We start from the raw sequence: 12780 nt of genomic DNA on the forward strand, positions 1-12780 counted from the left end.
GACCTTGGACGAGCTCGACGACGCGCTCGGATTGCGGACTTCGGCGAGCCGCTGAAGGACCATCACTGGACCTAGTCCCGGGCTCCTCAGGGGTCCGGGACAGTCATTTTGGGGGGTGTGCCGCTTCCCACAATATGACTAGTCAGTCAAGCCGCCGATCTCCTACGAACGGACGAGACGCGCGATCGCGGCCGACGCCTCCTTGACCTTCGCCTCGGCCTCGGGCCCGCCGGTGTTGATCGCGTCGGCCACGCAGTGGGAGATGTGATCCTCCAGCAGCCCGAGCGCCACCGCCTGCAGCGCCCGCGTCGCCGCGGAGACCTGCGTGAGCACGTCGATGCAGTAGGAGTCGTCATCGACCATCCGCTGCAGACCTCTGATCTGCCCCTCGATCCGCCTCAGCCGGGTCAGATAGGCCTGCTTGTCTCCGCTGTACCCATGCATACCTCCACGATACCCGTATCAGGTATCTCTCAGCGGAGGCCGGAAATCAGCGTCTCCCACTGCCTGGCCATCTCGTCGGCCGAATGGCGGACCGCCGTCTCCAGCGCCCCCGCTGCCAGCGAACGCCGCCTGCGCTCGTCGTCGATCAGCGCCAGCAACGCCGCGGCGAACAGCTCCAGCTCGTCCTCGACCTCGGGCACCAGCACGCCGTTGTAGCCGGTCGCCACGAACTCCATCGGCCCTCTGGCGCCCTCGACCGCCACCACGGGCACCCCGCAGCCCATCGCCTCCAGCACGGTCATGCCCAGGTCGCCGGTGTGCGAGGTGTTGGCCACGATCGACGCCTTGGCGAACTCACCGGGCAGGTCGGGCGTGGTGCCCATGAAGTAGACGTGGTTGTGCAGGTCGAGCTCGCGCACCAGGGCACGCAGCCGCCTCTCCTCGGGCCCGCCGCCGTAGAGCCGGAGCCGCCAGTCGGGCCGCTTGTCCGCGACGACGGCGAACGACCTGATCAGCCGGTCGTACCCCTTGACGGGCACCCACCGGCCGCCCGCCGCCACGATGCGGTTGTCCATCCGCGAACGCGGCCACGGCCCGTGGGCCAGCGCGTCGGCCACGGTGTGCACGACCGGCCCCTCGTCCTCCAGCAGCTCGGACCACTCCGCCTCGGCCGTCTCGGTAGCGGTGACGACCGCGTCGAGCCGTGGGTAGAACCGCTGCACCGGGCCGGGAACGGTGGGCCGGCTCCACTCACGGGCGATCTTGAGGATGCCGCGCGGCGCGTGCTTGGCCACCTGGACGCCGAGACCGGGCCGGGTCGTGATGATCACGTCGGACCTGAGGCCGCGGAGCAGTCGCCACAGCGCGACCTCGGCCCGCACCTGGCCACGCGGGAACAACCGCCTGCTCCCCGGCCGGGCGTCGATCACCGAGCGCATCGTCACTCCGGACGCGACGGGGAAGAACGGTTTCTCCTTCGGCCGCCGGACGCTGATCACCTCGACCTCGTTCCGCTCCGCCAGCGCGTTGGCCAGGTTGAGGGTGGAGCGCACGTCGCCGCGCATGCCGTACGCGGAGGCGAGGACGAGGGTGATCTTCACCCGCCCACCTCGATCCGCAGCTCGTCGTCGGCGGTGTAGCAGGGGCGGATCGGCACTCCGTCGATGCGGGCCGACGGGTAGTGCAGGCGGCGGCGTTTGCCGTCGACGTCGTCGAGGCGCGAGCCGAGCTTCATCGCCGTCGGGACGCCCTCGACCTTCAGCGACGGCTCCCAGGTGCCGGCCCCGTCGGGGTCGGCCGCGAGCACGTCGACCAGCGAGAACGCGGCATGGAACCGGACTCCCTGCACGGTCGCGGAGGTGCGCGTCATGAAGTCCTCGGACTGCCTGCGGTGCAGCGCCAGGCGAGCCTCGTGGCGGCAGTCGTCGTCCTCCAGCCCGGTGAAGGCGAGCACGCCGGTCACCTCGAAGCGGCCTTCGCGGAACCAGATCGCGCGCACCTCGGCGGCCGGCGAGGCATCGTCGATCTTCAGGGCCAGGAATCCGTTGCGGGTCCGGTAGGACCGGTAGGCCAGGGTGCGCCTGCACAGCGCGTAGGTGTCGAGGTGGTCGAGCGAGAAGCCCGGGTCGACGCTGCGCAGCCGCGTGCGCTTGCCGTCGTGACGCAGGTAGGCGTCCCAGCGCCCGGCGGTGAGCACGAGCGGCGCCAGTGAGACGGCCAGCGTGGCGTCGCTGGCCCTGGCGCCCGGCGTGCCGAGCAGCACCCCGCGTTCGACCCCCGTCGTGCGGTGCCGGAGCACCAGCTCCGTGCCGTCCACCAACGGCTCCTCGATGGCGAGTCGCAGGGAGAGCACGTCCGCGAGCGTGACTTCCGCGTCTGTGACGACGACGCGCATCGCGAGCCCCCTCCCCGTCGAATGAAGCCATGCGACGTTGAGGTTACCGTGATTTTCCCGTTATGTGGATGGCAGATTTCCGGCGAGAAGCGCTCCTGACAGGCGGAACTCCCCCACAGAAACCATGGAGGAGTCCGACTTTATCCGGTCAAGATGCGCTTTTAACCGATTTGATCAAGAGCTGTGCGACGTCCACAACCTCCAGCGACTCCTTCGCCTCGCCGTTGTTCTTCTTCTCGTTGATGGCGTCGCCGAGCATCACCATGCAGAAGGGACAGGCGGTGGAAACGGTGTCGGGATCGGTGGTGAGGGCCTCGTCGACGCGCTCGGTGTTGATGCGCTTGCCGATGCGCTCCTCCATCCACATGCGGGCGCCGCCGGCGCCGCAGCAGAAGCCGCGATCCTTGTGGCGGTGCATCTCCTGGGTCTGCACGCCCGGCACCTTCGACATGATGTCGCGAGGCTGGGAGTAGACCTTGTTGTGGCGGCCGAGGAAGCACGGGTCGTGGTAGGTGATCTTCTCCTCGATCGGCGTGATCGGGGTGAGCAGCCCCTCGTCGACCAGCTTGGCCAGCAGCTGCGTGTGGTGGACGACCTCGTACGTGCCGCCGAGCTGTGGATACTCGTTGGCCAGCGTGTTGAAGCAGTGGGGGCAGGTCGCGACGATCTTCTTGACGCCGGCCTCGTTCAGCGTCTCGATGTTCTGCTGGGCCAGCATGTTGAACAGGTACTCCATGCCGAGCCGGCGGGCCGGGTCACCGGTGCACGCCTCCATCGGGCCGAGCACCGCGAACTTCACGCCCGCGATGTGCAGCAGCTCCGCGACGGCCTTGGTGGTCTTCTTCGCCCGGTCCTCCAGGGCCCCGGCGCAGCCGACCCAGAAGAGGTACTCGGTGTCCTCGGGCATCCTCTCGTCGACGACCTCGACCTCGAAGTCCAGCTCCTCGATCCAGTCGGCCCGCTTCATCTCGGACATGCCCCACGGGTTGCCCTTGTTCTCCAGGTTCTTCACCATCACGCCCGCCTCGGACGGGAACGACGACTCCACCATCACCTGGTAGCGGCGCATGTCGAGGATGTGGTCGATGTGCTCGATGTCCACCGGGCACTGCTCGACGCAGGCGCCGCAGTTGGTGCACGCCCAGAGCACGTCGGGGTGGATCACGCCCTCCTCGCCGACCAGCGGCTTCTCCAGGAGGGCCAGCACGTCGGTGTCGGCGTGCGGGTTGGCCTCGGCCGTCGAGCCGCCGTTGGCCGCCGCCATCAGGTACGGGGCCACCTTGAACGCGTGGTCACGCTGGTCGAGGATGAGCATCTTCGGCGACAGCGGCTTGTCGGTGTTCCAGGCCGGGCACTGCGACTGGCAGCGACCGCACTCGGTGCACGAGTAGAAGTCGAGGAAGCCCTTCCAGGTGGTGTCGGCGATCTTGCCGCGGCCCAGCCGTTCGGGGTCGAGGTCCTCGTCCTCGAAGTTGACGGCCTTGCCGTCGATGCGCAGCTCGGAGGCGGCCCCGAGGCCGTCGGGGCGGCGCGAGAAGAGCACGTTCAGCGGCGCGGTGAAGATGTGCAGGTGCTTGGAGTGCACCACGATGACCAGGAACACCAGCATGAAGCCGATGTGCAGGAGCAGCGCGATCTCCTCCAGCAGGGTGCTCCGCGGCAGCACCTCGCCCAGCGGGATCGACACGAAGGCGCCCGCCGAGTAGGGCAGGTTGCCGTTGGCCGACGCCGCGCCGCGCGCCAGGAAGAGCGTCCAGATGATGTTGAAGATCATGAACAGCACGAGCCACGCGCCGCCGAGATGGGAGCCGGAGAAGCGCGACTTGCGGCCCAGCGTCTTGGGTGAGTTCTTGATCCGGATGGCGGCGAACGCGACCAGGCCCAGAAGACAGGCCACGGCGATGAAGTCCTGCAGGAAGCCGAGGATCGGCCAGGTCCCGACGAGCGGGATGTGGAAGTCGGGGCTGCCGGTGATCGCGCCCTGAATGATCGCGCCGTAGGCCTCGATGTAGACGGTCAGCAGGATGAAGAACGCCCACATGACGAAGAAGTGCGCGACGCCGGACGGTGTCCACTTGAGCAGCTTCTTCTGCCCGAACACCTCGACGAGTTGCGCCTTGAGCTCGGCACCCGCGTTGTCCTTGGCGTACTCGATGCGCTCGGGCGCGGGTGGGCCCACCGTCGCGAGCTTGAAGAGGAAGATCGCCCTGCGGCCCGCGACGGCCACCGCCAGGACGGTCATGACGAGCCCGATGATGGCTACCCAGAGCACGGGGTCCTCCCACAGACGACGTTGGCTGCCAGCGTACGGTCGCCGGTCATCCACGTAATGACCAGGTGTCCTCTAAATCCTACCTATCGGTAACATCGCCGAGGTTACGCGACCTTACCCTATGGCCAGGACCTATTCTAGAACAATGCTCTACTCGGTGAAGTAGCGCTGGATGGTCGGAGCCAGCAGTTCGACGAGTTCCTCCGGGTCGGCGCCGGCCATCGGTTCGAGTTTGAGCACGTAACGAGCCATCAGCACGCCGAACATCTGGCTGAACGCGGCCTCGATCCGCAGGTGGGGAACGCCGAGCGCGTCCGCGACCCGGTAGAGGAGGGCATTGGTGACGAAGTCCCTGAACATCGACGCGGCATGGTCATGCGTCATGGCCGAACGGATCAGGGCGAGCATCGGCTCCCGGGTCTCGGGGACCGCCGTCACTTTCAGGATCAACCGTACCAACCGCTCTCCGATGCCTTCGCGCGGGCCCTCCAGCAGCGTCGACACGACGAGTTCGGGGTTGAGCGGCAGGCGCAGAGCCTCCGCGAAGATGCCCTCCTTGGTGTCGAAATAGTGGTGCACGAGAGCGGGGTCGACCTGGGCCTCCCTGGCGATGCCCCGCACCGTGGCCTTGTCGAACCCCATCTCGGCGAAGACCCGCCTGGCCGCCGCCAGAATCTCGCCGCGGGTGTCGGCCGAACCGGGCCGGCGGCCGGGACGCCGCTTGATGGTGCTCACAGCCACACTCCGCGCACCGGGCCGGCGCTCATGTGGACGCCGCCAGGTGGAGCCGGGCGAACGCCAGCCCCTCGGCGAGATCGTCGATGCGCTCGGTGCGGCTGGTCGCCTTGCGGGTGTTGACCTCCAGGACGACCAGCCCGCCGTAACCGGAGCGCGCCAGCCGTTCCAGCATCGGCGCGCACGGCTGGTTGCCGCGGCCGGGCACCAGGTGCTCGTCCTTGTTGGTCACGCCGAGGCCGTCGGCCAGGTGGAGGTGGGCCAGCCGGTCGCCGAGCTTGGTGGCCAGCTCCATCGCGTCGGAGCCCGACACGGCGGTGTGCGAGAGGTCGAGCGTGACCTGGGGGAAGTCGTAGTCGAGCGGGTTCCAGTCGGGCGAGTAGGGCACCACGTCGTTGCCCCTGGCGCGCAGCGGGAACATGTTCTCCACCGCGAACGTGACGTCGGTCTCGTCGCGCATGCGGGCCAGCCCGGTCTCGAAGTCGCGCGCGTAGTCGCGCTGCCAGCGGAACGGCGGATGCACCACGACCGTCGAGGCGCCGAGCCGCTCGGCCGCCTGCCGGGCCTTGACCAGCTTGGCCCACGGGTCACGCCCCCACACCCGCTGCGTGACGAGCAGACACGGCGCGTGGATGGCCAGGACCGGGATCTCGTAGTGATCCGAGAGCCGCTCGATCACGTCGATGTCCTGGCTCACGGGGTCGGCGCCGACCATGATCTCGACACCGTCGTAGCCCAGGCGCGCGGCCAGCTCGAACGCGTCGGGAGTGCGCTCTGGATATACCGAAGCGGTGGACAATGCGATCTTCGCATTGGGCACACGGATGACGTCAGCCACGTTGCCAGCCTAAGCCGGTGAAGCCGTTCTGGCGCGCGAGCCCCTACGGTTGAGGCATGTCCCGGATCGCCAAGGGCGCCATCCCGAGCCCCAACATCTGGCACTCTCCGCAGGTCTACGAGCTGGAGAATCGCGCCGTCGATCCGGACGGCGCGGCCAACGCGGCCATGTGGGCGCTGCGTCCGTGGGCCGGCGCCACGGTGCTCGACATCGGCTGCGGCACCGGCTACCACCTGCCCGGCCTCGCCACGGGCGCGGCGAGCGTGCCCGGGGTCGCCAGGGGCGCGGCGAGCGTGCCCGGGGTCGCCACGGGCGCGGCGGGCATGGCGGAAGTCGCCGCGGGCGCGGCGAGCGTGCCCGGGGACATCATGGGCGCGGCGCGGGTGATCGGGGTCGAGCCGCACGGCGACCTGGTCGCGCTGGCCCGCCGCCGGTGCGCCCGGCTGGCCAACGTCACCGTGCACGCCGGCACGGCGCAGGATCTCCCGCTGCCCGACTCCTCCGTGGACGTCGCGGTCGCCCGCTGGGCCTACTTCTTCGGCCCCGGCTGCGAGCCCGGCCTGCGCGAGCTGGCCCGGGTGCTGCGCCGAGGCGGCACGGCGTTCGTCATCGACCTCGACGCCGGGCGCGGACCGTTCGGACGGTGGTTCTCGCGTACCGTGCCCACCTACTCCGCGCAGCGGGTGGAGGACTTCTGGCTGCGACAGGGCTGGCAGCGGCAGCCGCTCGACCTGCGCATGGTCTTCGAACGCAGGGCCGACCTGGAGGCGGTGCTGCGCATCGAGTTCGCTCCGCGGGTGGCCGAGGAGGCGATCGCCGAGACGCCCGGCCTGGAGCTCGCCTACCCCAACGTGCTGCGCTGGCGCCACTTCCCGGCTTGACCCTGACGTCGGTGTCAAGGATTACCGTGGCCGCATGCGCATCGGAGAGCTGGCCCGGCGGACCGGGGTGAGCAGCCGTTCCCTCCGCTACTACGAGCAGCACGGCCTGCTGACGACCCGGCGGGGGGCCAACGGCTACCGGCAGTACACCGAGGACGACGTCAGGCTGGTGGACGAGATCCGGGCACTGCTGTCCGTGGGCTTCACGCTCGAGGACACCCGGCCGTTCGTCGACTGCCTGCGCGCGGGCAACACGACGGGCGGGTCCTGCCGCGAGTCCGTCGCGGTCTACCGGCGCAAGCTGGCCCAGATCGACGACGAGATCCGCGTCCTGCTCGCCCGTCGCGCGGAAGTGGCCGCCCAACTGGCCGAATCCTGTCCAGGTTGCGTACTCAAGGGAGAGACATGATCACGTTGACCACGGAGAACTTCACGGAGCGGGTCCTCGGGAGCGAAGAGCCGGTGCTCGTCGACTTCTGGGCCGAGTGGTGCCCGCCGTGCCGCATGGTCGCCCCGGTGCTCGCCGAGATCGAGACCGAGCTCGGCCTGGCCGTCGGCAAGGTCAACACCGACGAGCACCCCGAGCTCATGGCGCGCTACGGCGTCATGAGCCTGCCCACACTGGTGTTGTTCGAGAACGGCGAGCCGGTCAAGCAGGTCGTGGGCGCCAGGCCCAAGCGCATGCTGGTCGCCGAGCTCGGCCTGGCGTAGTCCCTCGGCGCAGTCCGTCGGCGCAGTCCGTCGGCGCAGTCCGAGGCTCGCAGTCCGTCGGCGCAGTCCGAGGCTCGCAGTCCGTCGGCGTAGTCCCTTGGGCTGACCCGAAGATCATGCTCGGGGCTGATCACAGGCGGTATCCGGCCGCCTAACGTGGTGCCCATGACCCGCAACGTTCTCATCGGGCTCGCGGCGCTCGCGGCGTTGCTCGCGGTCACCATGCTCGACCTCGCGCCCCCCAACCCCAGCCCGGCCGGCGCCCCCGCCGGCTCCTTCAGCGCCACCCGGGCCTTCGAGCATGTCGAGGCCATCGCCCAGGCTCCCCATCCGCCCGGCTCCACCGAGCACGACCGCGTCCGCGAACATCTGGTCTCCCGGCTGCGCGCGCTCGGCCTGGAGACCAGGGTCCAGGAAGAAGTGGGAGTGCTGCCCCTCGACCACGACGGCGTGACGTCGATGGGCCGGATGCGCAACATCGTCGCCGTCCGGCCCGGCACCGATCCGACCGGCCGGGTGGTCCTGGCCGCCCACTACGATTCGGTGGCCGCGGGCCCCGGGGCCTCCGACGACGGCGCGGGCGTGGCCACCATGCTGGAGGTCGCCAGGGCGCTGCCCGGGCCGCTGCGCAACGACGTCATCTTCCTCATCACCGACGGCGAGGAGCTCGGCCTGCTCGGCGCCGACGCCTTCATCAGGCACGACGCCCTGGCCAAGGGCACGACCGTGGTGCTCAACAACGAGGCCCGCGGGGTGCGCGGCACCGTGCAGATGTTCCGCGGCTCGCCCGGCGCCGTCGAGGTCTACGGCTCGGCCGCGCCCCATCCGTCGGCCGACTCGGCCTTCGCCGCGCTGCTGGCGCTGCTGCCCAACAACACCGACTACCACGTGTTCGACGAGGCCGGCTGGATGGGCCTCGATTCGGCCTTCCTGGGCGGCGGGGCCTACTATCACACGCCCCTCGACGACCCGGCCCACCTCGACCTGGGCAGCCTGCAGCAGATGGGCGACAACGCCCTCGCCCTGACCCGCGCGCTCGGCGGGGCCGACCTGGCGACGCTCCGATCCGCCGGAGAGTCCGTCTACTTCACCGTGCCCGGCCTGTTCGTACGCTATCCGGCCTGGCTGGAGCTGCCCGTCGCGCTGGGCGCGCTGGTGGCGGCCGGCGCGCTGGTGTGGGCGCTGCGCCGGCGGGCGCTGCTCACCCTGCCCCGCCTGGCCGCGGCCACCGGGCTGGCCCTGCTGCCGGTGCTGGCCGCCGGCGCCGCCGGCTACGCGATCATGCCGTTACTCGGGCTGATCAGACCCGAATACACCGAGCTGCTCACCGGCGACCCCTATCGGCCGTGGCTCTACCAGGTCGCACTGCTGGTGTTCACGGCGACGATCGTGGCGGCCTGGCGGCTGCTCGGGCGGCCCGTCGAGCTCGCGGCCGGCGCGGTGCTGCTCGTGGCCCTACTGGGCGCGGCCTCCGCAGCCGCCTTGCCTGGCGGGTCCCACACCCTGGCCTGGTCCGCGCTGTTCGTCGCGCTCGGCTGGCTGGTCTCGCTGCGCGTGCGATGGCCCGTCCTCGCGCTCACGGTCGGGCTGGCTCCGGCCACCGTGCTGCTCGGCGGCACCGCACTGGGCTCGCTCGACGTGGGCCTCCGGATCGGCGGCATGTTGTCCGCTCCGCACCTCGCCCTCCTGGCGCTGCTCCTGCTGGCGCTGGCCGGGTCACCACCGTCCGCACACCGTCAGACGCCCCTGCCGCCACCGGCCGGGTCACCACCGTCCGCACACCGCCCGACGCCCCTGCCGCCACTGGCGGGGTCACGACCGTCCGCGCGTCGCCGGGCCGTCCTGGTGCCGGTGACCGGCCTGGTCGCGGCCGTGGCGCTGCTGGGGGCGGGCCTGGCCGTCGACCGCTTCGACGCCGAGCATCCCCGCCAGACGCGCGTCGCCTACGCCATGGACACGGCGACCGGCACGGCCGTCTGGGGGGCCCGCTCCGCGGAACAGAGCGCGGAAAGTGAGAAGTTCTTCGACGACGGAGGCTGGGCCACCACTCCGGCCCAGGCGTCCACCCGGTTACGGGCGCCCTCGGTGGACGTGCTGAAGGACGAGACGTCCGGTGACCGCCGCACCCTCACGCTCAGGCTGACGCCTGGAGCAGGCGCTCCGGCCACCGGCCTCAGGCTGGCGGAGCCGGTGCCCATCACGGTGGACGGGAGAGAGCTGGGCAGCCGGAGCGGCTTCGCCTATCACGTCCCCGCCGGGTCGCTGGAGGTCACGCTGGTGCTGCCGCCGGCCAAGACCCAGGTCCGCGTCTTCACCCGCGGCCACGATCTTTCGGTGGTCCCGGGCTTCACCGCTCAGCCGCACACCGCGTACCTGGCGCCGCAGACGACCGCCTTCCGGACGTACACGTTTTGAGCGACGGCACGACGGGGTGGTCGAAGATTGTCGGCGGTGCCCGCTAGCCTGCACCGCATGGCCAAGTCAGCGCAGAAGCCCGGTTACCGCTGTGCCGAGTGCGGGTGGCGCACCACCAAATGGGTGGGCCGGTGCGGCGAGTGCCAGGCGTGGGGCACGGTCGACGAGGAGGGCGCGCGAGCCGGCGCGCACGTCGTCCAGGCGGGCGCCACGACCGCTCCCGCCATGCCGATCGGGCAGGTCAAGGCCGAGGTGGCGACCGCCCGCACGACAGGCGTGGCCGAGCTCGACCGCGTGCTGGGCGGCGGCCTGGTGCCCGGCGCGGTGGTGCTGCTGGCGGGCGAGCCGGGCATCGGCAAGTCGACGCTGCTGCTGGAGGCCGCCGCCCGCATCGCCGAGCGCGACACCGTCCTCTACATCACGGGCGAGGAGTCGGCCGCCCAGGTGCGGCTGCGCGCCGACCGCATCGGCGCGATCGAGCGCGATCTCTACCTCGCGGCCGAGACCGAGCTGTCGGCCCTGATCACCCACGTGGAGAAGGTCCAGCCCAGATTGCTCGTCGTCGACTCGGTGCAGACGATCGGCTCCGCGCAGGCCACCGGCGTGCCGGGCGGGGTCACCCAGGTGCGCGAGGTCGCGGCCAACCTGGTGCGGCTGGCCAAGGAGCGCAACATGGCGACCGTCCTGGTGGGCCATGTCACCAAGGAGGGCTCGATCGCCGGCCCGCGCACACTTGAGCATCTGGTCGACGTCGTGCTCAGCTTCGAGGGCGACCGGCACTCCCGGCTCCGCATGGTCCGCGCGATCAAAAACCGGTTCGGCCCCATCGACGAGGTCGGCTGCTTCGACCTGCACGAGCGCGGCATCGAGGGCATCACCGACCCGAGCGGCCTGTTCGTCTCGCGGCGCAGCGAGCCGGTGCCCGGCACCTGTGTGACCGTGACCGTCGAGGGCACCCGGCCGCTGCCCGCCGAGGTGCAGGCCCTGGTCGCCCGCACCGAGGCCCAGCAGCCCAGGCGCTCCTCCTCCGGGCTCGACACCTACCGGGTCCAGATGATCCTCGCGGTGCTGGAGCGCCGGCTCAACGCCAAGCTCGGCGGCTGCGACGTGTTCACCGCGACCGTCGGCGGCATCAAGCTGGCCGACCCCGCCATCGACCTGTCGGTGATGCTGGCCGTGGCGAGCGCCGCGGGCGACAAGCCGTTGCCCGCAGGGCTGGTCGCGCTCGGCGAGGTCGGGCTGGCGGGCGAGCTGCGACCGGTCAAGGACGTGCGGCGGAGGCTCGCCGAGGCCGCACGGCTCGGCTTCAAACGCGCGCTGGTGCCCGCCGGTTCGCTCGACGAGAGCACCCGCAAGCGCGGCGGCGGGCGCAGCCTCGTGCCGGTGGGGCCGGTCGCCTTCGCCCCCGGCTTCGAGGTCGTGGAGGCGGAGAACGTCTGGGACGCGCTCACACACGTCACATAGCACGGCTAAGCTGGCCTTGACTAATCGGACACGGGGGTCAGGTGGCAAACGACAGGAGTCTCGACGACCGTCGTCGCATAGCCCTTGCTTCGGTTGCTCCGGGCACACCACTGCGCGACGGGCTCGAGCGGATCCTTCGCGGGCAGACCGGTGGGCTGATCGTGCTCGGCTACAACAGCGTGGTCGAGCAGGTGTGCAGCGGCGGATTCGAGCTCGAGGTCGACTTCTCGGCGACCCGGCTACGCGAGCTGGCCAAGATGGACGGCGCGATCGTGGTCAACGGCGAGCACAAGATCATCCGGGCGGCGGTGCACCTGGTGCCCGATCCGGCCATCCCCACCGACGAGTCCGGCACCCGTCACCGCACCGCCCAGCGCGTCGCCCGGCAGACCGGCCTGCCGATCATCGCGATCAGCAAGTCGATGCGCATCATCGCCCTCTACCTCGACGGCATCCGCTATGTCCTGGAGGAGTCGGCGGCCATCCTGTCCAAGGCCAACCAGGCTTTGGCCACCCTTGAGCGCTACAAACACCGCCTCGACGAGGTCTCGGGCACGCTGTCCGCCCTGGAGATCGAGGATCTGGTCACGGTCCGCGACGTGGCGGCCGTCGCGCAGCGGCTGGAGATGGTCAGGCGCATCAACGACGAGATCAAGGGCTACGTGGTCGAGCTGGGCACCGACGGCCGCCTGCTCTCGCTCCAGCTCGACGAGCTGGTGGCGGGCGTCGACTCCGAGCGCGAGCTGGTGGTGCGCGACTATCTCCCGTCGCCCACGGGCCGGCGCACCCGGCGGTTCGCCGAGGCCATGCACGATCTCGACCAGCTCTCGGGCAGTGAGCTCCTCGACCTGTCGGCGGTCGCCCATGTGCTCGGCCACGACGACGGCGAGACGCTCGACAGCGCGGTCAGCCCGCGCGGTTTCCGCCTGCTGGCCAAGGTCCCCCGCCTGCCCGCCACGGTCGTCGACCGCCTGGTCAACCATTTCGGCGGCCTGCAGAAGCTCCTCGCGGCCAGCATCGACGACCTGCAGGCGGTCGGCGGCGTCGGCGAGTCCCGCGCCCGCAGCGTCCGCGAGGGTCTGTCGCGCCTGGCCGAGTCGTCGATCCTCGAGCGCTACGTCTGAGC

The 12780-nt window shown here is 70.5% G+C and carries 12 protein-coding genes; 6 read left to right on the forward strand and 6 right to left on the reverse strand.

Annotated elements, in window-relative coordinates; genetic code table 11:
* Positions 1 to 162: 162 nt before the first annotated feature.
* From IEY82_RS01935 to IEY82_RS01960, 6 genes are all read right to left on the reverse strand, one after another.
* The gene (locus IEY82_RS01935; protein ID WP_189122168.1) at positions 163 to 444 is read right to left on the reverse strand and encodes a metal-sensitive transcriptional regulator; all 282 of its coding nucleotides are present in this window, start codon (positions 442 to 444) and stop codon (positions 163 to 165) included.
* A gap of 29 nt (positions 445 to 473) precedes the next feature.
* Entirely contained in the window at positions 474 to 1544 is a 1071-nt protein-coding gene (locus IEY82_RS01940; RefSeq protein WP_189122169.1) for a glycosyltransferase, read from the reverse strand.
* On the reverse strand, positions 1541 to 2338 hold the full coding sequence (locus IEY82_RS01945) for a hypothetical protein (protein WP_189122170.1): 798 nt from the start codon (positions 2336 to 2338) through the stop codon (positions 1541 to 1543). Before IEY82_RS01945 ends, IEY82_RS01940 begins: the two co-directional genes overlap by 4 nt.
* Before the next feature lie 148 nt (positions 2339 to 2486).
* Entirely contained in the window at positions 2487 to 4610 is a 2124-nt protein-coding gene (locus IEY82_RS01950; RefSeq protein WP_189122171.1) for a (Fe-S)-binding protein, read from the reverse strand.
* Positions 4611 to 4760: 150 nt separating this feature from the next.
* Positions 4761 to 5345, reverse strand: coding sequence for a TetR/AcrR family transcriptional regulator (locus tag IEY82_RS01955; RefSeq protein WP_189122172.1), 585 nt, complete (start codon positions 5343 to 5345; stop codon positions 4761 to 4763).
* A gap of 28 nt (positions 5346 to 5373) precedes the next feature.
* Positions 5374 to 6183: a sugar phosphate isomerase/epimerase family protein gene (locus IEY82_RS01960; protein ID WP_189122173.1), complete on the reverse strand. Its 810-nt coding sequence runs from the start codon at positions 6181 to 6183 to the stop codon at positions 5374 to 5376.
* 56 nt (positions 6184 to 6239) lie between these two features.
* Here IEY82_RS01960 and IEY82_RS01965 point away from each other — a divergent pair, with 56 nt between their 5' ends.
* The 6 genes from IEY82_RS01965 (at position 6240) to disA (ending at position 12778) form a co-directional block, all read left to right on the forward strand.
* The gene (locus IEY82_RS01965) at positions 6240 to 7064 is read left to right on the forward strand and encodes a class I SAM-dependent methyltransferase (protein WP_189122174.1); all 825 of its coding nucleotides are present in this window, start codon (positions 6240 to 6242) and stop codon (positions 7062 to 7064) included.
* A gap of 34 nt (positions 7065 to 7098) precedes the next feature.
* Positions 7099 to 7473 carry a MerR family transcriptional regulator gene (locus tag IEY82_RS01970; RefSeq protein ID WP_189122175.1) on the forward strand — a complete coding sequence of 125 codons (375 nt, stop codon included), beginning with the start codon at positions 7099 to 7101 and terminating at the stop codon, positions 7471 to 7473.
* Positions 7470 to 7775: a thioredoxin gene (trxA, locus tag IEY82_RS01975; protein ID WP_189122176.1), complete on the forward strand. Its 306-nt coding sequence runs from the start codon at positions 7470 to 7472 to the stop codon at positions 7773 to 7775. The genes IEY82_RS01970 and trxA overlap by 4 nt, the downstream gene beginning before the upstream one ends.
* 165 nt (positions 7776 to 7940) lie before the next feature.
* On the forward strand, positions 7941 to 10190 hold the full coding sequence (locus IEY82_RS01980) for a M20/M25/M40 family metallo-hydrolase (RefSeq protein WP_189122177.1): 2250 nt from the start codon (positions 7941 to 7943) through the stop codon (positions 10188 to 10190).
* A gap of 57 nt (positions 10191 to 10247) precedes the next feature.
* Entirely contained in the window at positions 10248 to 11654 is a 1407-nt protein-coding gene (gene radA, locus IEY82_RS01985; RefSeq protein ID WP_189122178.1) for a DNA repair protein RadA, read from the forward strand.
* Positions 11655 to 11695: 41 nt separating this feature from the next.
* Positions 11696 to 12778: a DNA integrity scanning diadenylate cyclase DisA gene (disA, locus tag IEY82_RS01990; RefSeq protein WP_189122179.1), complete on the forward strand. Its 1083-nt coding sequence runs from the start codon at positions 11696 to 11698 to the stop codon at positions 12776 to 12778.
* Positions 12779 to 12780: the final 2 nt, after the last annotated feature.

This window comes from Nonomuraea cavernae, from assembly GCF_014646355.1.
In the GTDB taxonomy this organism is placed as follows: Bacteria; Actinomycetota; Actinomycetes; order Streptosporangiales; family Streptosporangiaceae; genus Nonomuraea; species Nonomuraea cavernae.

Coding starts and splice junctions, on each gene's coding strand:
- IEY82_RS01935 (WP_189122168.1), bottom strand. CDS start 444: ATGCATGGGTACAGCGGAGACAAGCAGGCCTATCTGACCCGGCTGAGG.
- IEY82_RS01945 (WP_189122170.1), bottom strand. CDS start 2,338: ATGCGCGTCGTCGTCACAGACGCGGAAGTCACGCTCGCGGACGTGCTC.
- IEY82_RS01965 (WP_189122174.1), top strand. CDS start 6,240: ATGTCCCGGATCGCCAAGGGCGCCATCCCGAGCCCCAACATCTGGCAC.
- IEY82_RS01970 (WP_189122175.1), top strand. CDS start 7,099: ATGCGCATCGGAGAGCTGGCCCGGCGGACCGGGGTGAGCAGCCGTTCC.
- trxA (WP_189122176.1), top strand. CDS start 7,470: ATGATCACGTTGACCACGGAGAACTTCACGGAGCGGGTCCTCGGGAGC.
- IEY82_RS01980 (WP_189122177.1), top strand. CDS start 7,941: ATGACCCGCAACGTTCTCATCGGGCTCGCGGCGCTCGCGGCGTTGCTC.
- radA (WP_189122178.1), top strand. CDS start 10,248: ATGGCCAAGTCAGCGCAGAAGCCCGGTTACCGCTGTGCCGAGTGCGGG.